Here is a 24,962-nt window from a genome sequence, read left to right as displayed (position 1 = left end):
AGACTGATACTTCAAAGACGAAAGTCGGCGACCACGCGATCGAACATGCTGCACACCTGCTCCACAGAGATCAACTCCATCAGATGTTCACCTTTGGCTCGTGTGCCCCAAGGAACCTGATGGCCCGGGAACTGCTGCGCTATCGCTTGCTCATAGGCACTCACCACATATTCCTTCCAAGTGTATGGCCCGGTGCGCCCCGGATTGGAATGAGCATAGAGACCGATAACCGGCGTCGCTTGGGTCACCGCCATATGCGCCGGACCAGTATCCGGAGCCAACACCAGGCTGGCCCGCTCCAGAATAGCCAGCAACTGCACCAGAGATGTTTTGCCAATCAAGTTAGTTGGCTGCTGCTGACACTGGGCACTGATGTCCTCAGCCAGCTGTTTTTCCAATGCACTTGGGCCACCGCAGAGCAACACCTTGAACCCGCGTTCAAACGCATGGTTGGCCACGGCGGCATACCGCTCTGGCAACCAGTTGCGTTCGGCCTTACTCGCCGCCGGGCAGATGATAAAAGTCTTATCATCATCAGCGACCCACTGACGAGCAAACGCCTTGTCCTCTTCCGGCAGCGGGATATGCCAGCTGGGGCTCAAATCTGTTACTCCCAATTTGGCGGCAAAACCCATAAAACCTTCCAGCACGTGTGGCGTCGCCAGCGGAGCCACCTGTTCATTGGTCACCAGCCACTGTCCTTCTTTGGCTCTGGCCCGGTCAAAACCTATGCGCACCTTAGCGGGGATCATCAATGAGGCTATGGTAGCCCGCAGCGCCACCTGCATGTGCAACAGCACATCGAAGCGACGTCCCTTGAGCGCCCGCCGCAGATTGAGATAACTCTTCCAGCCTTGGCCTTTGTCGAACACCACAAACTCAACTCCGGGCAGGTGCTTGAGCAACTGATATTCTATCTTGCCTATCACCCAGGTGATGGCCAGTTGCGGGTACTGGCGCTGAATCGCCTGCACCATGGCTACTGCGTGACAAACATCGCCAATCGCCGACAGGCGCAGCAAACAGAGAGATTGAATTTTCGCGGGGTCAAGGCTCATGGACTGAATCGGCTTCTTGGGTGCAAACCCCAGATCTTAATGTAGAATAGACCCAGGTTCCACGCTTATAACGAACAAATAGCCGATGCAGATTAAAAACACCGCCAAGGGTTGCCTGGCGCTGAGCCTTGCCGCCCCACAAGCCCTGGATGAAACCTGGTTTGACGAATCTTTTTGGCGGCAACAGCAAGCGATTGTCGGCTCATCCAAGGGGCGTTACACCACCTGGTTTGTTGAGCATGAGAAACAGCAATGGGTATTGCGCCACTATTGGCGCGGTGGCTTGATGGAAAAGTTCAGCAAAGACGCCTACCTGTTCACAGGCCTCACCAAGACCCGCGCCATGGCAGAACTGGCGCTGCTGGAGCAACTCTTTGAAGAAGGTTTACCTGTGCCCGAACCCATTGCCGCCAAAGTGGAACGCTTCGGGCTCTGGTACCGGGCCGACATTCTGATCCGCCGCATTCATGGTGCCGAGGATCTGGTGGCTCTGCTGCAAAAACAGGCCATGTCCCGCCCACAGTGGCAACAACTCGGCGCCTTGATCGGCCGTTTTCATCAGCGCGGTGTCTACCATGCCGATCTCAACGCCAAAAACATTCTCAGCAGCAACCAGGGCTTTTATCTGATTGATTTTGACCGAGGTGAGCTGCGAACCCCAGCCGATGGCTGGCAACAAGCCAATCTCAGTCGGCTGCTGCGCTCCTTCAACAAGGAAAAACGCAAACAGCCCGAGCTGCAATTTACTGAAGAGAACTGGCAGTGGCTGCTGGAAGGCTACCGCGGCTCAGCAAGTGCCTGACAACAAGGCCTGAGCCAACTGCAACTGCTTCTGCAGTGCTCCTCTGTTGCTGCTAACCACTTCCAAGCCGGCTTGGGCGGCGCGGCGTCTCGCATCGCTATCCTGTAACAGTGCCGTTATGCCACTCGCCAGCGAGGAAGCATCTTCAACCAATTGCAAGGCTCCGGCATCTTGCAGCAGACGGGTTATCTCGGCAAAGTCCCAATGATTGGGGCCGACAAATACCGGCAAGCCCAAGGCTGCCGGCTCCAGCGGATTATGCCCGCCATTGGTGATCAGGGTACCGCCGACAAAGGCCAGATCGCCGCAGGCATATAACCCCAGCAGCTCCCCCATGGTATCCCCCAGCAGCACCTGAGTCTCGGCAGCTAGCTCGTGGCCGCTGCTGCGCCGCACATAGGCAAGCCCGGCCTGCTTGATTGCCGTGGCGGCATTATCGAACTGCTCCGGGTGTCTCGGTACCATGATCAATAAAGCCTCAGGCCACAGCGCCAACAAGCGTTTATGGCACTCCAGCATGGCGGCAAATTCCCCAGGATGAACACTGCCGGCAACCCATACCGGGGACGAGGCGCGTCCCCACAACTGCCTTTCGCCTCTGGCCTTGGTTATCTTCTGCTGATCCAGTTGCAGGTCGAACTTGAGGCTACCGCAAACACTCAGCTTGTCGCCGGCAACCCCGAGAGCGATAAAGCGTTCGGCCTCGGCTTGGGTCTGCACGGCTACCTTATCCAGTAGCTGCAACATGGGCAGGCTAAGCCCGGCCCACTTCTGGTATTTGGCGGCCGACTTGGCCGACAACCTGGCATTGGCCAGCATGATGCCGGCGCCCTGTTTTTTGGCTTGATGCAGTAAGTTGGGCCAGAGTTCAGTTTCCATCACAATCAGGTTGGCAGGCTGGAGCCTGTTCAGAAAACGCCGCACACACCAGGGAAGATCGAACGGCAGGTAACAATGCTGCACTGTGTCACCAAACGCCTTATTCACCTCGCGGGAACCTGTGGGGCTGGTGGTCGTTACCGTGACAGATAAGTCCGGGTTGGCTTGCATCAGTGCCTTGATCAGCGGCACTGCTGCCAGGGTTTCCCCCATGGAAACAGTATGGATCAACAGGTCTGTCGGTTTGGCCTTGAACAAGCCGAATCGCTCGCCCCACCTGCCGCGGTAATCCGGGCTTTTCAAGGCCCTAAATGCCAGGTAGAGCAGCAACAGTGGCGACAACAGATACAGCAAAAGTGAGTAACGACTAAGGTTCATTGGCGGGATAATTGAGTTTTGCCTGATGGATTGTCACAATGCTAGCATAATACCCGAAGCAGCATAACCAAGAGCCATTCGCCGGATTGCGGATGATGCCGCAACCATTTAGGACTCAGATGAAAACCCGCGATAAAATCATCCAGGCCAGTCTGGAACTCTTCAACGAACACGGCGAACGCTCCATCACCACCAATCATATCGCGGCCCATCTGGGAATAAGCCCGGGCAATCTCTATTACCACTTCCGCAACAAGGAAGACATTATTCGCTGCATCTTCGCCCAGTATGAAAATCATCTGGAACTGGGGTTTCAACCCTATGAAGACAGGCAAGTCGATGTCGAGTTGTTGATTGGCTATTTCGATGCCATGTTCTATACCCTGTGGCAATTTCGCTTTATGTACGCCAACCTGGCCGACATCCTCAGTCGCGATGAGGCCTTGAAAAAGCGCTATCTGGAAGCCCAGCAAAAGGTGCTGACCCGCTCTAGCCATGTGCTGCAGCTACTATGCCAGGATGGCTTTCTACAGCTGGAGCAAGACAAGATCTCCAGCCTGGCCGATACCATCAAGATGATAGTCAGTTTCTGGATCAGCTATCAGCTGACCCAATCCAGCATAGCCAATATTACCAAGTCTTCACTCTATGAAGGCCTGCTCAGGGTGCTGATGATCTTCAAGGCCTATGCCACTCCCAGTTCCACCTCGACCTTCGAGCGCCTGGAGCAGCACTACCAAACTTTGGCTCACCAGCAAGACTAGCGCTGCAGCCTTGGGCATCTGTCATTCAGGTGCCTTTCTCCTCTCTACTTCCTTAGTTTTTCTCATCTGAAACAAGCACTAGCCCTAATCTGATTTATCCCTGTCAGCTCAACTTAAAAAAGAGTGTTGAGCCATTGGCTTTAGGGTTAAAATGCCACCACTCCAATAAACAGAATAATCCAATCAAGGAGACTTAAGGTGGCATCTACCTCATTCTACGATCAGATCAACCAACAGCTTGCCGACGTCAAGGCCGAAGGCCTGTACAAGAGCGAGCGTGTAATAGTTTCTCCGCAGCAACCGGCCATTCGCGTCAACGAAGCAGAAGTTATCAACTTCTGCGCCAACAACTACCTGGGCCTGGCCAATCACCCTGAATTGATCAAGGCGGCGCAGGCCGGGTTGGCAGACCATGGCTTCGGCATGGCCTCGGTACGTTTTATTTGCGGAACCCAGGACATTCACAAGCAGCTGGAAGCCAATCTGTCCGAGTTTCTCGGCATGGAAGATACCATCCTCTACTCCTCCTGCTTCGATGCCAACGCTGGCCTGTTTGAAACCTTACTGGGCCCGGAAGATGCCATAGTGTCGGATGCCCTGAACCACGCTTCTATCATTGACGGTGTCCGCCTGTGTAAGGCCAAGCGTTTCCGCTACGCCAACAATGATATGACCGACCTGGAAACCCAACTGATCGCCGCCCGCGATGCCGGTGCCCGCCATATCTTGATAGCGACAGATGGGGTGTTTTCCATGGATGGGGTTATTGCCAACCTCAAGGGTATCTGTGATCTCGCCGACCAATACGGCGCTATGGTCATGGTCGATGACTCCCACGCCGTTGGCTTTATCGGCCAGAACGGCCGCGGCACCCACGAATATTGCGATGTGATGGGGCGTATCGACATCATCACAGGCACCCTGGGTAAGGCGCTGGGTGGCGCTTCCGGCGGCTTCACCGCGGCCCGCAAAGAAGTTGTCGATTGGTTACGTCAGCGTTCACGCCCTTACCTATTCTCCAACTCACTGGCGCCTTCCATCGTCAGCGCTTCGATTCGGGTGCTGGAGATGCTCAAAGAGGGCCAGGAACTGCGCGAAGCGGTATGGGAAAACAGCCGTTATTTCCGTGAAAAAATGGCTGCAGCCGGATTCACCCTGGCCGGTGCCGATCACGCCATAGTGCCGGTCATGCTGGGTGATGCCAAGTTGGCCAGTGACTTCGCCAACCGCCTGCTGCAGGAAAACATCTATGTCATCGGCTTCTCCTTCCCGGTAGTACCCAAGGGACAGGCCCGTATCCGTACCCAGATGTCGGCGGCTCACAGCCGTGAACAGCTGGACAAGGCCATCGAAGCCTTCACCCGAATCGGTAAGGAGATGGGTATCATCTGATACCTATCCCATGGAGTAACATGATGAAAGCACTGAGTAAACTCAAGCCTGAACAAGGCATCTGGATGGTAGACGCGCCCAAACCTGAAATGGGCCATAACGATCTGCTGATCAAGATTCGCAAGACCGCCATTTGTGGTACCGATGTGCATATCTACAACTGGGATGAGTGGTCACAAAAGACCATCCCGGTTCCTATGGTTGTCGGCCATGAATATGTCGGCGAAGTGGTAGATATGGGTCAGGAAGTTCGTGGCTTTAATATTGGTGACCGAGTGTCAGGCGAAGGTCATATCACCTGTGGTCACTGCCGTAATTGCCGTGGTGGCCGCACTCATTTGTGCCGTAACACTGTGGGTGTTGGGGTTAACCGCGAAGGCGCCTTCGCCGAATATCTGGTGATCCCGGCCTTCAACGCCTTCAAGATCCCCGATGATATCAGCGACGATCTGGCCGCTATCTTCGACCCCTTTGGCAACGCGGTACACACTGCGCTGTCGTTTGATCTCGTCGGTGAAGATGTGCTGATCACCGGAGCCGGCCCCATAGGCATTATGGCCGCCGCGGTTTGTCGCCATATCGGTGCCCGCCACGTAGTTGTCACAGATGTCAACGAATACCGTCTGGAACTGGCGCGCAAGCTGGGAGCGACCCGAGCCGTCAATGTGGCCAAGGAAAAACTCGAAGATGTGATGAGTGAGCTCGGCATGACAGAGGGCTTCGATGTCGGCCTGGAAATGTCCGGTGTGCCATCGGCCTTCCACTCCATGTTGGATACCATGAACCACGGTGGCAAAATTGCCATGTTGGGGATCCCGGGTGGCGATATGGCCATAGACTGGAGCAAGGTCATCTTCAAGGGGTTGGTGATAAAGGGCATCTATGGCCGGGAAATGTTTGAAACCTGGTACAAGATGGCCAGTTTGATCCAGTCCGGATTGGATATTGCACCTATTATCACCCACCATTACAAGGTGGATGACTTCCAGCAGGGCTTCGATGCCATGCGTTCGGGTCAATCCGGCAAGGTCATTCTCAGCTGGGATTGATCATCAAACAGGGCGCTGTACTCATGCAGCGCCCTGATGCACACTGTTAACAAGCATCACCTCTTTTACAGGCAAAGTATGTCCAGTTACCAACACCTTTCTGTCGTTCAACTCCAGCAAATGATGGCCGAAGATGCCGAGTTGCAGATAGTCGATATTCGCGATCCTGCCAGTTTTGAGACGGCCCATATTCCAGGAGCCGTCCGCCTCGGCAATGATAATCTGGCCGACTATCTCAGGGACGCCGATATGGATAAGCCCTTGGTCGTCTGCTGTTATCATGGCATCAGCAGCCAAAGTGCCGCGGAATATCTGCAACATCAAGGATTCGATGAGGTCTACAGCCTGGATGGCGGTTTCGCTGCCTGGCCGAGGGACTGAGGCATGGAAATCGGCCGCCTCCCCAATGAACGTGCTGCCCAGGCGCTGGTAGACTACCTCAAGGGTGAAGGGATCCCCTGTCGCATCACACATCTGGAGCAGGGGGTGGCCATCCATGTTATCGAGGACACAGACCAAGCCAAGGGGCGCAAAGCATTTCTCGACTTTGTCCAAGATCCGTTAAACCCCAAGTACTTGCAGGCCTCTTGGGATCATGGCGACAACCGAATCCGCTTTGACTATGGCGCGCCATCGCTGCAACTGCTGAGCCAATTTATTACCGGCGCCGGACCGCTGACGCTGATCATTCTACTGGCCTGCATAGCTATCTTCGCAGCCATGAACCTGGGCTACGGCAATCAGGTATTCGAAGCCCTGGCCTTCTTCGGCGCCACTTCGGATGCCGGTTTCAGCCAATTCTGGCGCCTGTTTACCCCGAGCCTGCTGCACTTCTCGGCGCTGCATATCACCTTTAACCTACTCTGGTGGTGGGTCTTGGGTGGCAAAATAGAAAACCGTATCGGTCTTGCTCCTTTACTGACTCTGCTGTTGGTCGCCGGCACTTTGCCCAATATAGTGCAGTTCTATCTCAGTGGTCCCAACTTCGGCGGTCTTTCCGGGGTTGTGTATGGCCTGGTGGGTTATACCTGGGTCAGCGGCCGCATGAGCCCAGAGAAAGGCATAGGTCTGCCACCGGCCTTGATGGGTTTTATGCTGTTGTGGCTGGTACTTGGCTTTATGGATGTGTTTGGCCTTTCGATAGCCAACGGCGCGCATCTGGGTGGACTCTTGGTCGGGCTGGCCCAAGGCTGGCTCGACAACCGCGGGAAAAGATAATCCTATGTGGCTCAGGTTTGTACACGCCAAAGTTACTCTGCACAGCCGGCAACACTAAAAAGAGGGAGCTCAGGCTCCCTCTTGAATAGGTTCAAAGTAACTTGGACAGGGCTTAGGCCAGCTCCAACACCTTGGCCACCAGCTTTTCAATGCCACTATTGGCCTCGGCAATGGAACCTGCCAGCATGTAAGCCGGGGTGCTGACTATCTTGCGCTCACTGTCGACCACAATTTCATCTACCTTGGCATTTTGATGTTCACCACCCATGGCTACAAAGGCCGCTGCGGTTTCGGCGTCCGTCCCTATGGTGCCTCTGGCCCCTTCATCATAGAGGCTCGGGATCATCACAGGCGCGATACAGATAAAACCCACCACCTTGTCTGCACTGATAAAACGACTGATAAATTCACGTACCGGAGCGGCAATCTCACTATTGCTGCCATTTACGGCAAAGTTACAGAGGTTTTTAGCGGCCCCGAAGCCTCCGGGAATGATCAGGCCGTCGAAGTCAGCCACATTCAGTTCAGAAGTCGCCTTGATATCACCCCTGGCAATTCGAGCAGCCTCCACCAACACATTGCGCTGCTCAGTCTCCACGACTTCACCCTTGAGATGATTGACCACATGCATTTGAGGAATATCAGGGGCAAAACACTGGTAAGCCGCGCCCGAACGAGACAGGGACAGCAGGGTCAACACCGCCTCATGGATTTCACTGCCATCGAAGACACCGCAACCACTGAGAAGAACTGCGATTTTTTTCATTAAAAATTCCCTCTTATGTCATTTGGGTTTAACAAACCAGTTACAAACTGGTTGATCTGATTAAAAATCATGCTAACTTAATTCATCGTCTCTGCTAAGAGGCGATTTTTACCGCTACCAAGGTGCGAATCTGGAAAAGGAATTTAAAAAATCCACAACCGATAAGATTTAGTAAAACTTTTACCTGACTCACAAAAAAACAAATAACAAATAAATATCAACAAGTTATAAAAACAACTTTATGTTGTTCTCTACCGCCTTTCTCTATGTTGATTTTTTCACTCACAGACTTATCCACAGGCTGTGGGTGATTTTGTCATGGCCGAAAATGCCTTGATATGGCATGCTTAGCAGCACTTAAGACAGCTTAGATTGAAACAAAACTATGCCAACAATAGCAGAAAACCCCCTCGTCCTTGTGGATGGTTCTTCCTACCTCTATCGGGCCTACTATGCACCACCTCACCTGACCAACTCCAAGGGTGAAGCTACCGGGGCTGTTTACGGCGTAGTCAATATGTTGCGCAGCTTGCTGGGCAAATACAAGCCACAACAGATGGCGGTTGTTTTTGATGCCAAGGGTCCCACGTTTCGTAACGAGATGTACGCCGAGTATAAGGCCCACAGGCCACCAATGCCTGATGATCTGCGAAGTCAGATAGCCCCCCTGCATGCCATCATAGAGGCTCTTGGCCTGCCACTCCTTTGTATTCCCGGGGTGGAAGCCGATGACGTGATAGGCACTCTTGCCTCCAGGGCCAGTAAGGAAGGCCGTGCTATTCTGATCAGCACAGGCGATAAGGATATGGCGCAACTGGTGGATGACAATGTCACCCTGATCAACACAATGACAGACACCATAATGGGACCGGAAGAGGTCACCAGTAAATTTGGCGTCGGCCCCGAGCTTATCATCGACCTGTTGGCCCTGATGGGCGACAAGGCCGATAACATCCCGGGATTGCCTGGTGTGGGTGAGAAAACCGCGTTGGCCATGCTGACAGGGGCCGGTGGTGTCGCCAAGCTACTGCAGCAACCGGATTGTGTCACGGAACTTGGCTTCCGTGGTGCCAAGACCATGGCCAAGAAAATCACCGACAATGCCGAGATGCTGCAACTATCCTACGATCTGGCAACTATCAAAACAGATTGCGAGCTGGATCTGGATTGGCATCAACTCAATATTACCGAGCCCAATAAAGACCAACTGACACAGCTTTACGGCGAGATGGAGTTCAAGCGTTGGTTGGCAGAAGTTCTGGACAACAAGATGCCGCACCCCAAGGCGGCCAACACAACAGCGCCAGAGACTCAGGAGGAAACCCCATCTCAAGTCACCATAGAGACAGAATACGAAACCATACTGACAGAAGCCGCACTGGAAAAATGGCTGAAAAAGCTGGCCGATGCCGAACTGATGGCGGTAGATACTGAAACCACCAGCCTCAACTATATGGACGCCAAACTGGTGGGTTTGTCCTTTGCCGTCAAGGCTGGAGAAGCCGCCTATCTGCCACTGGGACACGATTACTTGGATGCCCCCGAGCAGCTGCCTAGAGAAGGGGTATTGGCCAAACTCAAGCCTATTCTCGAAGATCCCGAGATAAAGAAAGTCGGTCAAAATCTAAAATATGACATCAGTATTCTGGCCAATGCCGGTATCAAACTGGCCGGTGTCGCCTTCGATACCATGCTCGAATCCTATGTATTCAATTCTGTAGCATCCAGACACGACATGGATGGCCTGGCGCTCAAGTATCTGGGGCACAAATGTGTCAGCTTCGAAGATATTGCCGGTAAAGGCGCCAAACAGCTGACATTCAACCAGATCCCTTTGGAAACAGCGGCGCCTTACGCCGCCGAAGATGCCGATATCACACTCAGGCTACACCAACACCTGTGGCCAAGGCTTGAGCGGGTGCAAGAGTTAGCCAACGTTTTCACCGAACTTGAGTTGCCGCTTATTCAGGTGCTCTCACAGATGGAGCGCGACGGAGTGTTGCTCGACAGTATGCAACTGTCGCAGCAGAGTGATGAGCTGGCACAAAAGATAGATGCGCTGGAGCAAAAAGCCTATGAGATAGCCGGAGAGAAGTTCAATCTGGGTTCTCCCAAACAGCTGCAGGCACTATTCTTTGAAAAGCTGGGTTATCCGGTGATCAAGAAAACGCCGAAAGGCGCGCCATCCACCGCCGAGGAGGTATTGATAGAGTTGGCGCTGGATTATCCATTGCCAAAGATCATTCTCGAGCATCGCAGCCTGACCAAGCTCAAGAGCACTTATACAGATAAGTTACCGCTGATGATCAATGGCAAAACCGGCCGGGTGCATACCAGCTATCATCAAGCCAACGCTGCCACCGGCCGCTTGTCGTCCAGCGACCCTAACCTGCAGAATATTCCTATCCGCACCGAAGAGGGGCGCAGAATTCGTCAGGCCTTTATCGCACCTTCAGGGCGCAAGATTCTGGCCGCCGACTACTCACAGATTGAGCTCAGGATCATGGCTCACCTGTCCCAGGATGCCGGCCTGCTGGCGGCATTCGCCGAGGGTAAAGATATTCACAGAGCAACGGCGGCTGAAGTCTTTGATGTGGCTTTTGAAACTGTCACTCCAGAGCAGCGCCGACGGGCCAAGGCGGTTAACTTCGGTCTTATCTATGGCATGTCCGCCTTTGGCTTGGCACGCCAACTGGATATTCCCCGCACTGAAGCACAAAGCTATATGGATACCTACTTCAAGCGTTATCCCGGCGTGCTCAAGTATATGGAAGAGACCAGGGCACTCGCTGCCGAGCAAGGTTATGTCTCCACACTCTTTGGTCGGCGCCTGTATCTGCCGGAAATCCGTGATCGCAATGCCATGCGGCGTCAAGCCGCAGAACGGGCTGCAATCAACGCTCCTATGCAGGGAACAGCAGCCGACATCATCAAGAAGGCGATGATCAAAGTTGCCGACTGGATAGCCTCTGATACCAAGGGGGAAATCACCATGATCATGCAGGTTCACGATGAATTGGTGTTTGAAGTCAATGAAGCGAAAGCCGAAGAGCTACAACACCAGATCTGCAAACTCATGGCTGAAGCCGCTACCCTGGATGTACCTTTGCTGGCCGAAGCCGGCTTGGGTGACAGCTGGGATCAGGCTCACTGATAATCTATCTATTCCATCAAGAGCCATCCTTCGGGATGGCTTTTTTGTGTTTTGAACACAAGGCTATGATTATCCGCATTTGCTCCCGTCATTAGCTACCCTACCTGAACTAAAAACAACAATTTTTGGCAAAAAATCGACAAAACAACGCTAAAAGCCTGCATTTTAAGCTCATTTTGTAATTTAAAGATCAAAAGGCGCTTTTCTAGCCAACGATTCTTGTGATCGACTGCACATTATTGTCGTCTTTTTGAAAAAACAGTTTTCCCATGAGAGATAAATACAGTATTATTCTCGGCGTAGGGTACAGAGGTTAAGATGTTCTATCTTTCAGACCTTTATTTCACTTTTAGTGATCAGCCAAATTCTGGCGCCCCAGCAATCATTTGCTGGGGCTTTTTTTCGTCTGCAATATTTTTTAGAGTAATTACTTTAAAACTGATTCAGTTCGCGTTATGCTACCGCCATTGAGAGCCATCGAAGTCCAAGTTTGATGGTACTTGAGTCTTGTTGAAATTTTAGCTTCTCCCCAAAAGAGCTAATTTAACCGGTGACTGAGTCGCCGGTTTTTTTTGTCCTGAATTCTCCCGGCACACACAGCAGATACAAAAACGGCAGCCTATATGGCTGCCGTTTGCATAGTTTGAGTCCATCACTCTTGTTCGTTCTCTTCTTGCTCCAACCAAGCTGGATGGCACCACTCATCCAGAATCGCCAGAACCTTAGGTTTCCCGGTTCCCTTAAGTGATGAGAAAGGCTCGACTCTGACCCAATCACCAAAGTCAGCCAGCGCTTTACGTACCTCATTGACCGTCTTCATCTTGGCACTCTGTGGCAGCTTATCAGCCTTGGTCAGCAGTGCCAGCACAGGGATCTCACTGGCAACAGCCCATTCAATCATCTGCAAGTCCAAGTCTTTCAACGGATGGCGAATATCCATCAGCACCACCACACCACTCAGGCAGGCACGCTTTTGTAAATACTCACCCAGCGACTCTTGCCATTTGAGCTTCATGGCCAGTGGTACCTGAGCAAAACCATAGCCGGGTAAATCCACCAAACGGCGCTGCTCATCGAGCTCAAACACGTTGATCAGTTGAGTACGACCTGGGGTTTTACTGGTTCTTGCAAGGTTTTTCTGCTCGGTCAAAGCATTCAAAGCGCTTGATTTACCGGCATTTGAGCGACCGGCAAAGGCGATTTCCACGCCGGTGTCGCCCGGTAAGTGCTTGTCCAAATGGGCAATATCAGGCGCACTGATAAGGAATTTTGTCTTGCGAAAATCGATACGAGTTGCTGTCACTTCTGACTCCGGAATTTTGCTGGGTGATAGCATAAATATTGAAGACTTGCTTACTTTTCCACGTTTTCGTGTAAAATATTAGCCCGATCACATTATTTGTATTTTACCACGCTTGCGGGTCACCCTAGTAAGCTCAGGACAATAATTTAACGAAAGAAGTTGGAACGCCATGAAAAAGTTAGCCCTTGCGCTGTCTGTAGTCGCCGCCATATCTTCACCTGCGATTGCTGAAGGTAATGCTGAAGCGGGAAAAACCAAAGCCATTGTCTGCTCTGCCTGCCATGGCCTTGATGGCAACAGCATGATCGACATGTATCCCAAGTTGGCTGGTCAGCACACAACCTATCTGCAAAAACAGCTGCGGGAGTTTCGTAGTGCAGCCCAAACCGGTGGCAAAGATGGCCGTATGGATCCTATCATGGGCGGCATGGCGGTAGCCTTGAGCGATCAGGATATTGCCGATGTTGCAGCTTATTTTGCCAGCCAAACATTGCAGGTTGCTGAAGTTAAGGATGTTCCTGATGCCGGCGAGAAGCTGTTCAAGGGTGGTGATATGTCTCGTGGCATAGCCGCTTGTTCCGCTTGTCACGGTCCTGAAGGCAAAGGCAGCGAACTGGCCGGTTTCCCGGCAGTTGCTGGGCAGCACGCCAACTACATCAAGATCCAGCTGAATAAGTTCCGTGATCAGAGCCGTCATAACGACTTAAACGGAATGATGCAGGACACAGCTAAAAAGCTGAATGATGCAGACATTGAAGCGCTGGCCAAGTACATCTCCAGCCTGAAGTAATTTTTGCTGTAGCTTGGAAAGGGGTGACGTTTCACCCTTTTCTTAAGCCATAAAGTTTACGTTTACGTAAACTGAAAATATTAATGCTTGACACAGATCACAGATTTAGGTTTAATGTGCCCGTACCGAGATAAACCCATCTGTTTGTATAAAAACTTTACCAACAACATTCAGGTTTCGGTATAATTTACATTCAAGATATAAGAATAAAGCAATCCAATAACAATAAGACTACTAAGACCACTCGCAAATAATAATAACGAGTCGAGATTTCAGTTTGAAATCCAGGTCAATAAAAGTAAGGAACCGGCGATTTTGCCAAACCGCTTTTTAGCATTGTCCTTACGAATTAACAGGGGAACTTGCTCCAACAGGAAGATGTTTGCAGGACTCAAACATTGGCACAGGAAGCAACGCGCTTTGGATGCACTGGCTGGAAGCTTGTTATCACTGGAAGGTACTTAGTAGACAAGGATGGTCTGTTAGGCGTCACAGAAGACGACTGGATAATGATGAGCCAATTTGGCCATCGCTATTTGCAGGAAACCCAAGAAAGTGTCTGGAAGACCGATAACGAGAAAAGCTGCAGGGAAAGCTGTCAAAAAAAGAAGGATATCGACCGGGAAAGTCGCATAGCAAGTAAGGAAACTTGAAATCAGAATAGGGTGTTAGTTAGCACCATCATAAGGCGGCAGCCATACTGCCGCCTTTTTTTATGGCATAATTTATTAACCACCGTTGAGCAGATATTAATTAGTCCATGCGTCGTTGCCCACTGTGTCATAACGATCATGCTGAACTCAGCTTTCAGGATAAGAAACGAGGTTTTTATCTCTGTCCCGAATGTCGGCTGTTGTTTGCAGATTCCAGCAGTTATTTGTTACCCGATGCCGAGAAACAGCGTTACGGCAGAGCCCGCCAAGCAGGAAAGCAAAAGCAGTTGGCACGCTTTATCCACCCCTTGTTGGAACAACTTCAATCTTTGCAACCCACGCCGCTATTTGGTCTCAACTTCGGCCGGGTGCTAAGCGAAGAAGGACTGCAGCAGATCAGCAACGCCGGTCACCATTTACAACAATTCGATCCCTTTTTTGCGGCAGACCACCAGCTACTACACCACCAATATGACTTTATCTGTTGTTTTCGGGTGTTCGAACACTTCAGAACCCCTGCAAAAGAGTGGAGCTTAATCGAAACGCTGCTGAAACCAGGGGGTTGGCTGGCCATATCCACTCCGCTGCTGACATCTTTGACGGCGTTTGCCAAATGGCATTACAAGAACAATCCGACTCATGTCAGCTTCTACCAGCAGCAGACTTTTGCTTACTTGGCATCTCTGGGTAAATTTAAGCTAATATTTGCAGCGCAGGACTTCATCTTGATGCAAAAAACATCAGGATCTGCTATAACACGCGACCTTGATGCAGAACCGCCGCTTGTAGACTGAACCCGGCACGGTTCGGACGCAACCAACTACTTTTTATCGAGAGAATTATGTCCCGTAGTAAAAAGACCCGTAAAGTCGGCGAGAACAACCCCAAACTAGCCCCCAGAACCAAGAAATCTGAGCGCGCTCCGGCCCGTAAGAAGCAGGATTCAGGCAATAAGGCGGGCAGTCGCCAAAACCCTGCTGCTCCAAAGGGGCAAAAGCGGGCTGGCTCTGACAAACAGGATATCCGCCTTGGCAGTAAAAAGCCTGTCGCTCTGGATATAGTCAAAGAAAAGGTTGCACAGCCCAAACAACCCAAACTGACCGATGAACAGTTGCTGCTGCAACTGGAGGAAGATCCGCGCCTGAATAAGCTGCTGGATCAGCTGGAAGAAGGACGGGAACTGGCCGCCGATGACCAGCAATGGCTGGAGCGGCAATTGGCCAAGATAGAGAAATTGATGGAAAAACTTGGCATTACCGATTTGGATCAGGCCGATGAAGCCCCAAGCAAGGGTCATAGCGATGACGAATTGCTGGAGAAATTCGAATCCGGTGCTGAGCTTCTGAAACAATACCAAGACAACTAACGGAGGCCGGGATGCAGTTTATCCTTATCACCTTAGCCATGTTGATCATCATAGGCCTCAGCGCCTATGCCACAGTGTTGCTGCTGCGTCTGAGGAAACAAACTCAAGCCAGAGAACAAGCGATGGCTGAGCAAAAGGCGGTTATGGAAGCTAAACAGGCATCCCTGCTTGCCGATATTCGCTATATTGCTGCCGCAATGACAGAAGAGCGTTGTGAGTTGTCTGAAGGAGTGGTCAGAATCGTTAAACTGTTCGATCTGCTGTCGCTGACAGAAAGAGTCAGTGGTGATTACCCGGATGTGTTTATGCATTTTGAGCGCATCAAGGATCATCCAATTCTGGAGGCCAGGGCTCAGTTGCCCAAGCAAGAACGGATGCGGCTCGACCTGGCCAGAATGAAGTCTGAAGCCGAGCTGGAACAAGGCATATTGGCCGATGCCAAGAAACTCTCCGAGTTTCAGCTAAAGCCAACCCACTAAGGTTTCAACTGCCGGCTTGCTTCTCAGCAGTCGGCAGCGCTTTCTACACTAACGCTCTTCAAACCTTCTGCCCATATGGCCTTCTTGGCCCAAACATGTCAGTTTAATAGATAGAGGGTTAATAACCCTCTATCTATTCAGCCGAGTAGCTATCGCACCCGCTGAATCCCTTCCCCGGCGTGAGTCGGTGCACAAAACCTCAATAAGACAACAGACATCGAAAGCGTTTTCATGGATATTCCCTAACGTCCAGTTGTGTACATGTAATTTTTACAACCTGGATCAAGGTTATTTGAGCTATAACCCTGCATACTTCGCTCATTGCTAATTTACTGTCGGAGGACACGCCTTGAAGCAGCCCACTCATATCAGCTGGGATCAATCAATGATCGAGAAATATAACTACAGCGGTCCCCGTTATACTTCCTACCCAACGGCGCTGGAGTTTGACGACTCATTCACCGAAGGCGATCTATTGTCGGCCATAGCCGGCAGCAAAAGCGACAAACTGTCTCTGTATATCCATATCCCTTTCTGCGCCAAGCTGTGCTACTACTGCGGCTGTAACAAGGTAATCACCCGGCATCAGCACAAAGCCGATCAGTACATAGAGTACCTGGCAGCCGAGATCGTCAAGCGGGCGCCTCTGTTCAAGCACTACACTGTGACTCAGATGCACTGGGGCGGTGGCACACCGACTTTCCTTAACCCAGAGCAAATCATCAAGTTATCGTCACTATTGAAGAGTCACTTCAACTTTGCCGAACAGGGTGAATACTCTATCGAAGTCGACCCTAGAGAAATCGAACTGTCTATGCTGGATGCCCTCAAAGAGGCAGGGTTCAACCGTATATCCATTGGGGTGCAGGACTTCAATAAAGAGGTTCAGGTAGCAGTTAACCGTGAACAGGATGAAGACTTCATTTTTGCGCTGATCAAAAAGGCCAAAGAGATGGGCTTTGTCTCTACCAATGTCGATTTGATTTACGGCTTGCCTCATCAAACACCGGAAACCTTTGCCGAAACCATTCAGCGAATTCTGGATCTGTCTCCAGACCGTCTGTCTGTATTCAACTATGCTCACCTGCCGGCCCGCTTCGCGGCCCAGCGAAAAATCAAAGATGAGCACCTGCCCAGCCCACAACAGAAGCTGGACATGCTGCATCAGACTATTGAGACCCTGACCGGCGCCGGCTATCAATACATAGGCATGGATCACTTCGCCAAACCCGATGATGAGCTGGCCAAGCTGCAAAGAGAAGGCCGATTGCACCGTAACTTCCAGGGCTATACCACCCAGGAAGAGTGTGACCTCCTTGGACTAGGGGTGTCATCCATCAGTCAGATTGGTGACTGTTATGCGCAGAACCAGAAAGATATTCGCCCTTACTATGAAGCCATAGATGAGCAGGGCCACGCTCTGTGGAAAGGCTGTAAACTCAATCGTGATGATGAAATCCGTCGCGCGGTGATCAAGCAGCTTATCTGTCACTTTGAGCTTGATATGGTCAAGATGGAGCAACAACTGGGGATCCAGTTTGAAGAGTACTTCGCCGAAGATCTCAAGCTGCTGCAAACCTTTATCGACGATAAACTGGTTAACATTGAAAACCGTCAGATCAGCATCAGCCCAACCGGGCGCCTGTTGATCCGTAATATCTGTATCTGTTTCGATGTCTACTTCCGAGAAAAGGCACGTCAGCAACAGTTCTCCCGGGTAATTTAACCCTGAGTAGAATAAAAAAGCCGATGAATCATCCATCGGCTTTTTTGTGTCTTAACCAAACTTTTATGCTTTAGCGGCGTAAAGTTCCCGGCGCTCGCTGTCTGAGAGGAAGGCCATCTCCACGCCATTACGCTGCAGCTTGGCCAACTCAGCGTCGGTGAAGCCCATCTCCTGCTTAACCACACGATATTCATGCTTGATATCTATGGCACTGACGCCTGGATCATCGGTATTCAAGCCAACCAGCACACCGGCTTCCATAAAGGTTCGCAGCGGATGCTCTTGATAACTGCTCACAGTGGAAGTATGTAGATTACTGGTGGGACATGACTCGATACCTATCTTGTGTTCCACCAGATACTCCATCAATTTGGGATCATGAATAGCATTGACCCCATGGCCTATGCGAGTCGCCCCCAACTCCTTGATGGCTTGCCACATGCTTTGGGCACCGGCGGCTTCTCCGGCGTGAGCCGTTATCTGAAGCCCAGCATCGCGTACCCGTTTGAAATGCTCATTAAACAACTCACCGGGGAAACCCAATTCATCACCGGCCAAATCAACCGCGACCAGAGACTCCCTGTGCGCGAGCAAGCCATCCAACTCCTGAGTACAAGCCTGCTGGCCAAATGAGCGAGACAGAATACCTATCAGTTTTATCTTAACCTGATAGTCCTTGAACCCGGCTTTTACACCATCAACAACGGCTTCCACCACGCCTTCTATCGGCAGCTTGTGATTCATTGCCATGTAGTAAGGGCTGAACCTTAATTCGGCATAGTCCAACCCGGACAATGCCGCATCGGCGACATTTTCATAGGCCACCCGCTTTACCGCATCCAAATCGGCCAGCACGGCAACCATCCAGTCCAGCTTTTTCAAGAAAGCCACCAGGCTGGATTCTTTACCCTGGATCTGTACATAAGGTGCCAAGGCCTCAAGCGAGGCCGCCGGCAAGGCAATGCCATGTTGGTGACCCAGTTCCCATATGGTCTCAACCCTGACATTACCGTCCAGATGGCGATGTAAATCGACCAACGGAATTGAAGTATCAATCATAAAAATAACCCCTGTATGAACTACCCCGCCAATTTAGTTATTTTTTGGTCTGGGGACGCTTAAGTGTAACACGCCTTTTGTTAACACCTCTTAGTCTGCAGACAGGCTTTGTTACCAAAAGGTGAGCTCGAATGGCTGGGGCTGCCACCAAGCTTGAGGCATAATCCGTTCTCAAGGATAAAAAAGGAACAAAATCAAATGAAAAAACTCCTGCTACCCCTATTGCTCACCGGACTCTTGGGCGCCTGCCAACACCCTACTCATGAAGCCAACACGCCAGAAATAGGCAAGCAACTATCCCAAGCCGATAGCCAACTCCAGCAGCTAATAGCCGATGCCTGGCAGCAAAGGCTGGCAGAAAGCCCACAGATGGCCTTCCAGTTTGGCGATGACTCGGCCGCGGGTAAGTTAGCAGACTTGTCAGCTGAAGCTCTGGCGGCCGATGCTGCGGCCAATTCAGCACTTTTGCAACGGCTAAAGGCCATACCCAGAGAACAGCTGAGCAAAGAAGCCGCCATCAATACCAGTATTCTCGAATACCAATTGCAGGAGAGCGTGGATAGCTTCAGGTTCAAGGCCCATTACCTGCCGATTACCTCAGAGAGTGGCTTTCACGCTTACATTGCTTCTATGGCCTCCGGGCCATTCAAGACAGAAGCCGATTACCGTCATTACCTGCAGAAGCTGCGATCTCTGCCGCGCTATTTCCAGCAACAGATACACTGGATGCGCCAAGGGCTTGCCGAGGGCATCACTCAGCCGCAATCTGTGCTGAGAGGGTTTGAACAGAGTATTCAGGCCTATATGGTACCAGTGCAGCAAAGCAGCTATTTCAAGCCGTTTGAGACGTTTCCAGAACACTTTTCTGCCAATCTTAAACAGGAACTGAGCCATGCCGGGTACGTCAGTGTCGAGCAGCATGTGTTACCGAGTTATCAAGCCTTCTACGACTTTATGACCGAGGAATATATCCCTGGCGCCCGTCAGAGCATTGCCGCATCAGCTCTGCCCAATGGTCGGGCCTTTTATGAAAACAGGGTCAAGTACTACACCACTCTGGATATGACGCCTGAGCAAGTCCATCAACTGGGGCTGAGTGAAGTAAAACGGATCCGCGCCGAGATGGAACAGATCATCAAACAAACCGGTTTTAAAGGCAGCTTTGCCGAGTTTCTGCATTTTATGCGCACCGACAAACGCTTTTATGTGAGCACGCCGGAGCAACTGCTCAAAGAGGCCTCCTATATTGCCAAAAAAGCCGACGCCATGTTGCCACGCTATTTTGGCAAGCTGCCACGCAAACCCTATGGCGTAGCCCCTGTACCGGCAGAAATTGCCCCCAAATATACAACCGGGCGCTATTCCGGCTCCAACTCGGAGACTGTGGCGGGTTTTTATTGGGTGAACACATATGCTTTGGATAAGCGCCCTCTCTATGAGTTGGAAGCACTCACCCTGCATGAAGCTGTTCCGGGTCACCACCTGCAGATTTCCCTCAATCAGGAGTTGGAGCAACTGCCCGATTTTCGCCGCTACAGCTATATCTCGGCCTTTGGCGAGGGATGGGGACTATACAGTGAATATTTGGGGCTGGAAGGGGGTTTTTATCAGGATCCCTACAGCAACTTTGGACGCCTGACTTACGAGATGTGGCGCGCCGCTCGCTTGGTAGTCGATACAGGTATGCACACCCAAGGCTGGAGCCGTCAGCAGGCAATAGACTTTATGGCCGGTAATACGGCTCTGTCGCTGCACAATGTCACCACAGAGATAGACAGATATATCTCCTGGCCTGGGCAGGCGCTGGCCTACAAGATTGGCGAGCTGACTATCAAACGTCTGCGAAAGCAAGCAGAAGACGCCCTGGGGGAAAAGTTCGATATCCGCCAATTCCACGATGCAGTTTTGGCACAGGGCTCTGTGCCCATGTCTGTGCTGGAACAACAGATAGCCGATTTTATCGCCTCACAGCAATGAAGCCCTGTTTCTGATACACTCGGCCAGTGCCTTTGAGCACTGGCTTTTTTAGATCAGGAAATATTGGATGGTAACGACCCAGGCCCGCAACGCAGAACCCGCTTCAACCCAGTCTCAATTGGAGACTTTCTGGCAAGGTGTCACCCATGCCAAGCTGGCAGTGGGATTCGGTAAAGAGCTGGCCTACGGTTATATTTGCCACCCAAAGGCGAAACAGGCCGTCGTCATCAGCAATGGCCGGGTTGAGAGTTATCTCAAGTATCGGGAGCTGATCCATGACTTCTATCAGCAAGGTTTTAGTGTCTACGCCTTGGATCATATTGGGCAAGGGCTATCCAGCAGGCTAACCGCCAATCCTCACCAAGGGCACATAGATAAGTTTCAGGACTATGTTGATCACTTGCACTGTTTCGTTGAGCAAGTAGTAGTTTCAAACCAATATGAACAGTATTTTCTGGTAGGCCACTCCATGGGAGGAGCGATAGGAACTCTGTATTTGCAGCAATATCCCCAGAGATTTACTGCCGCGGCCTTCTCTGCCCCCATGTATGGGATCCGTTTGCCAATGCCGCGCAACTTCGTACGTTGGTTGGCGGGGAAACTCAATAGTTATGGCCCGCATACCGAGCCCAACTACGTGTTATCTGGCCATGATTATCGTCCACTCGAGTTTAAAGATAATCAATTGACCCACAGCGAAAGCCGGTATCAGGCCTTACTGGATTTATGCCGGCAACGTCCGGAGATCCAACTGGGCTCGCCCACCAATCAGTGGTTGATAGAAGCATTGGATGCTTGCGAGAAGACCATCACCGCAGCCAGAGAGTCCAAGGTCCCGATCCTCATTCTACAAGCTGAGCAGGACACTATCGTCGATAACCAGGCGCAAATCGCTGCAATTGGCCCAGAGGTAATACTGGAAAAGATCATGGGAGCCAGACATGAACTCTTTATTGAAATCGATGCAATACGTGAGCAGGTGCTGAGTATTATTTTCAACTTCCTGGCGCAGCACACAGTAACTCATGCTTCGGCGCATGCAACAGAGTCGCGAACTCAGTCTCAGACAAAGGCTGACTGAACAAATATCCCTGGAAGCAGTCACAGCCGAGCTGGTTCAAAAAGGCTCTTTGCTGTGCCGTTTCAACCCCTTCGGCAACCACTTTCAGCTCCAGGCTGTGGGCCATTTCGACTATGGCCCTGACTATAGCATCCGCACTACGCCCCGAGCCTATCTTCTGCACAAAAGAGGCATCTATCTTTAGTCTGGATAGAGGCAGGTTCTGTAAATAACTCAACGAACTGTAACCTGTGCCAAAGTCATCTATTGCCACAGATATCCCTGCCTTCTTCAACAGATCGATTCGGGTATTCATGATGCACAAGTTGGTCAACAGGGCGTACTCAGTCAACTCCAGCTCCAATGCATCCGTAGCAATCCCCTGGGCCTTCAACAAGGCGATCAGGCGCTCCACAAACTCAGGCTGGTTAAACTGCCTGGCACTGAGGTTAATGGCAATTTTGGGCACCTTTATACCTTTGGCCTGCTGCTCACGAATGAAGCGACAAACTTCAAGAATGACCCAATGGCCAATCTCACTGATAAGGCCGCTGCCTTCCGCAATGGGAATGAAGTCCGCCGGCGAAATATTCCCCTGTTGCGGATGTTGCCAGCGTAATAACGCCTCTGCCCCTGTCAATTGCCCCTGGGAATCGACTATTGGCTGATAAACCAAAGAGAGTTGTTGCCGCTCGATGGCATAGCGCAACTCATTCTGGATCAGCAGATTCTGGTGAGCCTTAACCTCCATCTCGGAGTTGTAGATCATGCAGTTATCTCTTCCGCCTTCCTTGGCCTGGAACATAGCCATATCGGCTCGCTTCAAAAGCTCCTCGGCATCAATATCATCCTGCTCATCGAACAGGCAGACACCAATGCTGGCAGACACATGCAGCTGCTTGTCACTGATATTAAAGGGTCTGGCAACCAACTGCCTGATCTCACTGGCCAACGCCAAGGCCCGCCTTGCCGCTGTGGTTTTGTCTTGGGTCAGGTCTTTTGCCAGGATAACGAACTCATCTCCCCCTAACCTGGCAACCAAAGTATTGGCAGTAAAATAGCCCGAGAAACGAGCGGCCAGCTGTATCAACAGTCGATCTCCCAAGTGATGTCCTAGAGTGTCATTAATGGTTTTGAAATTATCCAAGTCGATAAGAAACAGCGCTGCACACTGCAAGCTGTTGTGACAGTGCTTTTGCTGCTCATACAAGGCATCCATCAAGGCGCGACGGTTAGCCAAGTTAGTCAATGCATCATGATTGGCTAAATGGGCCAGAGCTTGCTGATTACGTACATCATCCGACACATCAGCATGGGTACCGATAATCCGGCAAGGGCGCCCCTGCTCATCCCATTCAACCAACATTCCCCTGTCCAGCACCCAGATATAGTGCCCCTCTTTATGGCGCAGACGGTGAACACTCTCAAACGCCTCGGTTTCACCATTGAGGTAGGCCTGTAGAGACGACAGCACCGCCTCTCTATCATCGGGATGAAGTCGACTTTCCCAAGTAGAATAAAGCCCTTCAAGCTCATGAGGGCCATAACCTATCATCTCTTTCCAGCGGTCCGACAGAAAAACTTCGCCGCTGGCGATGTTCCAATCCCAGATCCCATTGCGGGTTCCTTCCACCGCAAATAACCAGCGTTGTTCATTGTCTCTCAATTGTTTCAGGGTTCGCTGCAACTTCTGTTGACTCTGATGTAAATAATCCTGCAGCACCCGTATTTCGCTGAAAAGCCACGGACTATCTATATGAAAAGAACTGCTCTCACCTTTCCGGGCCTGCCAAACCAGGCTTCTTAAAGGGCGGATCAGCATAAAGTGCAACACCAGCATAAAGCCCAAAACGAACAAGGCTCCCAAGCCCCAAACCCGCATAAAACGTACATTGAGAGCATCTGTCACCTTAGCCATTGCCGGTGACAAATCATATTCCAGGTAGATTAGCTCGACCTTTTCACCAAAGCCCACGGGTGCTTCTGCTGCAATAGGGTAATAGGCTTGTATCGATAGTCGATCCGGATTGGCAAATATCAAGGGTTTACCTGAGTTGACCACTTGCCGCTGCAGTTCCATAGAATAGCCATCGATAACCTGCAAAGCCCGGCTGTCGCGCCAGACTACATGATTGGCGTGGCGAATAAGGCTGGTGTCATCAAGCAGGATATACACCATTATATTGAAGTCGGTTGCCGCCAGAGATATTTCTTCAGCCACGCTATCCAGGTTGTGGTTACCTACAGCCTTCTCAACAAGATGCTGCATCCTGAACAGCTCTTTCTTGAGCTGTTCTATCTGAACCGAAGCAGCCTCAGACTCCAGTGACTGACGCTCATAGAAATACTCCCCGGCAACAAGACAGAGATAAATAAAAAATACACAAAAAGGAACAACATAGGCCATGGCAGGCCTTGGCATCTTCACAAATGAAATCCTTGATGCTCATGACAAGAAGGCACACATAACGCTTAATGCTAACGGCAAATTAACTTACAGGCAAAGAGTCTAACTTCAAAATTGTTTTCGTGCTCAAAGACGCTGTCTGGTAATGCAGGTAGGAAGCTTAAATAACCAAGGAATGCTAAGGGCAAACAATCCAAAGCGGCTTTCGCCTGAATAAGGGGTAGTAGATATCACGAGCAGGATGAATGGGGTGGGGCTAAGCAAAATCCATAGGTTCCAAACCCAAAGAAGCCACGAGTACCTTTATTGAGGATACCGGTTGGGTTAAATCTCTGTGCTCCAGAGACTGGATGAATCTGACCAAACAAACGGGTCGAGCCATTCTCAATATCTCCACAGCACCATCTCACATGGGGGCGAAAGACATCTGCTCATCAAGCACAGCTTGATAGATGGCTGTAGCGCGAAGCAGCTTGGCTGCGAGCTGAGGGGCCCGCACTGCGTAAGCAGCTTTGGGCTGCATGTTAAGTCATGCTCGCTGGAAGCGAGACAAACAAAAAAGCCCTAGCTAAATGCTAGGGCTTTTTTGTTACTGTTTTGTCTCCACTTTTTTTAAAAAGTGAAAATAAAATTGGGCGTCTGGCGATGGCCAGCTTCGAGCAAGCTCTCCGCGTTCGTCTGT

The 24,962-nt window shown here is 51.1% G+C and carries 21 protein-coding genes; 15 read left to right on the top strand and 6 right to left on the bottom strand.

What is annotated here, in order from left to right; translation table 11 throughout:
* Positions 1 to 11 precede the first annotated feature (11 nt).
* A complete protein-coding gene (locus HCX89_RS06775) occupies positions 12 to 1,058 on the bottom strand; it encodes a glycosyltransferase family 9 protein (RefSeq protein WP_123115410.1) in 1,047 nt (348 codons plus the stop codon).
* An 85-nt stretch (positions 1,059 to 1,143) separates the two neighbouring features.
* On the opposite strand from HCX89_RS06775, the gene HCX89_RS06770 reads away from it, so the two are divergent.
* Complete coding sequence (locus HCX89_RS06770) at positions 1,144 to 1,860, top strand: 3-deoxy-D-manno-octulosonic acid kinase (RefSeq protein WP_062793653.1); 717 nt, start codon at positions 1,144 to 1,146, stop codon at positions 1,858 to 1,860.
* On the opposite strand, the gene waaA is transcribed toward HCX89_RS06770, so the two are convergent.
* Positions 1,846 to 3,117 (bottom strand): lipid IV(A) 3-deoxy-D-manno-octulosonic acid transferase, encoded by a 1,272-nt coding sequence (gene waaA / locus HCX89_RS06765; RefSeq protein ID WP_167715452.1) that lies wholly within the window; start codon positions 3,115 to 3,117, stop codon positions 1,846 to 1,848. The genes HCX89_RS06770 and waaA overlap by 15 nt on opposite strands.
* 119 nt (positions 3,118 to 3,236) lie before the next feature.
* Here waaA and HCX89_RS06760 point away from each other — a divergent pair, with 119 nt between their 5' ends.
* The 5 genes from HCX89_RS06760 (at position 3,237) to glpG (ending at position 7,540) form a co-directional block, all read left to right on the top strand.
* Positions 3,237 to 3,881 carry a TetR/AcrR family transcriptional regulator gene (locus HCX89_RS06760; protein ID WP_025009072.1) on the top strand — a complete coding sequence of 215 codons (645 nt, stop codon included), beginning with the start codon at positions 3,237 to 3,239 and terminating at the stop codon, positions 3,879 to 3,881.
* A gap of 198 nt (positions 3,882 to 4,079) precedes the next feature.
* A complete protein-coding gene (locus tag HCX89_RS06755; protein WP_025888991.1) occupies positions 4,080 to 5,273 on the top strand; it encodes a glycine C-acetyltransferase in 1,194 nt (397 codons plus the stop codon).
* Between the two features lie 23 nt (positions 5,274 to 5,296).
* On the top strand, positions 5,297 to 6,322 hold the full coding sequence (gene tdh / locus HCX89_RS06750; RefSeq protein ID WP_044735580.1) for an L-threonine 3-dehydrogenase: 1,026 nt from the start codon (positions 5,297 to 5,299) through the stop codon (positions 6,320 to 6,322).
* Between the two features lie 78 nt (positions 6,323 to 6,400).
* Complete coding sequence (gene glpE, locus HCX89_RS06745) at positions 6,401 to 6,703, top strand: thiosulfate sulfurtransferase GlpE (RefSeq protein WP_025888989.1); 303 nt, start codon at positions 6,401 to 6,403, stop codon at positions 6,701 to 6,703.
* 3 nt (positions 6,704 to 6,706) lie between these two features.
* The gene (glpG, locus tag HCX89_RS06740; RefSeq protein WP_167715450.1) at positions 6,707 to 7,540 is read left to right on the top strand and encodes a rhomboid family intramembrane serine protease GlpG; all 834 of its coding nucleotides are present in this window, start codon (positions 6,707 to 6,709) and stop codon (positions 7,538 to 7,540) included.
* A gap of 112 nt (positions 7,541 to 7,652) precedes the next feature.
* Here glpG and elbB read toward each other — a convergent pair whose 3' ends face one another.
* Entirely contained in the window at positions 7,653 to 8,306 is a 654-nt protein-coding gene (gene elbB / locus HCX89_RS06735; protein ID WP_167715448.1) for an isoprenoid biosynthesis glyoxalase ElbB, read from the bottom strand.
* 385 nt (positions 8,307 to 8,691) lie between these two features.
* Between elbB and polA the strand changes: the two genes are divergently transcribed.
* Positions 8,692 to 11,460 (top strand): DNA polymerase I, encoded by a 2,769-nt coding sequence (polA, locus tag HCX89_RS06730; protein ID WP_167715446.1) that lies wholly within the window; start codon positions 8,692 to 8,694, stop codon positions 11,458 to 11,460.
* 652 nt (positions 11,461 to 12,112) lie between these two features.
* Here the strand turns inward: polA and yihA are convergent.
* Positions 12,113 to 12,763, bottom strand: coding sequence for a ribosome biogenesis GTP-binding protein YihA/YsxC (gene yihA / locus HCX89_RS06725; protein WP_025009067.1), 651 nt, complete (start codon positions 12,761 to 12,763; stop codon positions 12,113 to 12,115).
* A gap of 169 nt (positions 12,764 to 12,932) precedes the next feature.
* On the opposite strand from yihA, the gene HCX89_RS06720 reads away from it, so the two are divergent.
* The 6 genes from HCX89_RS06720 (at position 12,933) to hemN (ending at position 17,777) form a co-directional block, all read left to right on the top strand.
* A complete protein-coding gene (locus tag HCX89_RS06720) occupies positions 12,933 to 13,553 on the top strand; it encodes a cytochrome c (protein WP_025009066.1) in 621 nt (206 codons plus the stop codon).
* A gap of 398 nt (positions 13,554 to 13,951) precedes the next feature.
* A complete protein-coding gene (locus HCX89_RS06715; protein WP_025009065.1) occupies positions 13,952 to 14,206 on the top strand; it encodes a hypothetical protein in 255 nt (84 codons plus the stop codon).
* A gap of 107 nt (positions 14,207 to 14,313) precedes the next feature.
* Positions 14,314 to 15,000, top strand: a complete 687-nt coding sequence (locus HCX89_RS06710) for a methyltransferase domain-containing protein (RefSeq protein WP_025009064.1) — start codon at positions 14,314 to 14,316, stop codon at positions 14,998 to 15,000.
* A gap of 47 nt (positions 15,001 to 15,047) precedes the next feature.
* The gene (gene yihI, locus HCX89_RS06705; protein WP_025009063.1) at positions 15,048 to 15,572 is read left to right on the top strand and encodes a Der GTPase-activating protein YihI; all 525 of its coding nucleotides are present in this window, start codon (positions 15,048 to 15,050) and stop codon (positions 15,570 to 15,572) included.
* Positions 15,573 to 15,583: 11 nt separating this feature from the next.
* Entirely contained in the window at positions 15,584 to 16,051 is a 468-nt protein-coding gene (locus HCX89_RS06700; RefSeq protein WP_025009062.1) for a DUF2489 domain-containing protein, read from the top strand.
* Positions 16,052 to 16,400: 349 nt separating this feature from the next.
* On the top strand, positions 16,401 to 17,777 hold the full coding sequence (hemN, locus tag HCX89_RS06695) for an oxygen-independent coproporphyrinogen III oxidase (RefSeq protein WP_025009061.1): 1,377 nt from the start codon (positions 16,401 to 16,403) through the stop codon (positions 17,775 to 17,777).
* A gap of 63 nt (positions 17,778 to 17,840) precedes the next feature.
* On the opposite strand, the gene add is transcribed toward hemN, so the two are convergent.
* Entirely contained in the window at positions 17,841 to 18,836 is a 996-nt protein-coding gene (add, locus tag HCX89_RS06690; RefSeq protein WP_101059516.1) for an adenosine deaminase, read from the bottom strand.
* A 198-nt stretch (positions 18,837 to 19,034) separates the two neighbouring features.
* On the opposite strand from add, the gene HCX89_RS06685 reads away from it, so the two are divergent.
* Both HCX89_RS06685 and HCX89_RS06680 read left to right on the top strand, forming a co-directional pair.
* Positions 19,035 to 20,813, top strand: coding sequence for a DUF885 family protein (locus HCX89_RS06685; RefSeq protein ID WP_101059515.1), 1,779 nt, complete (start codon positions 19,035 to 19,037; stop codon positions 20,811 to 20,813).
* A gap of 67 nt (positions 20,814 to 20,880) precedes the next feature.
* Positions 20,881 to 21,894, top strand: coding sequence for an alpha/beta fold hydrolase (locus HCX89_RS06680; RefSeq protein WP_101059514.1), 1,014 nt, complete (start codon positions 20,881 to 20,883; stop codon positions 21,892 to 21,894).
* Here HCX89_RS06680 and HCX89_RS06675 read toward each other — a convergent pair.
* Positions 21,809 to 24,295 (bottom strand): bifunctional diguanylate cyclase/phosphodiesterase, encoded by a 2,487-nt coding sequence (locus HCX89_RS06675; protein ID WP_254428367.1) that lies wholly within the window; start codon positions 24,293 to 24,295, stop codon positions 21,809 to 21,811. The genes HCX89_RS06680 and HCX89_RS06675 overlap by 86 nt on opposite strands.
* Between the last annotated feature and the right edge of the window lie 667 nt (positions 24,296 to 24,962).

Source organism: Shewanella sp. Iso12 (genome assembly GCF_012030025.1).
Lineage (GTDB): Bacteria > Pseudomonadota > Gammaproteobacteria > Enterobacterales > Shewanellaceae > Shewanella > Shewanella algae.
Note: the sequence above shows the minus strand (reverse complement) of the source record. Positions and strands in the feature narration are given on the sequence as shown.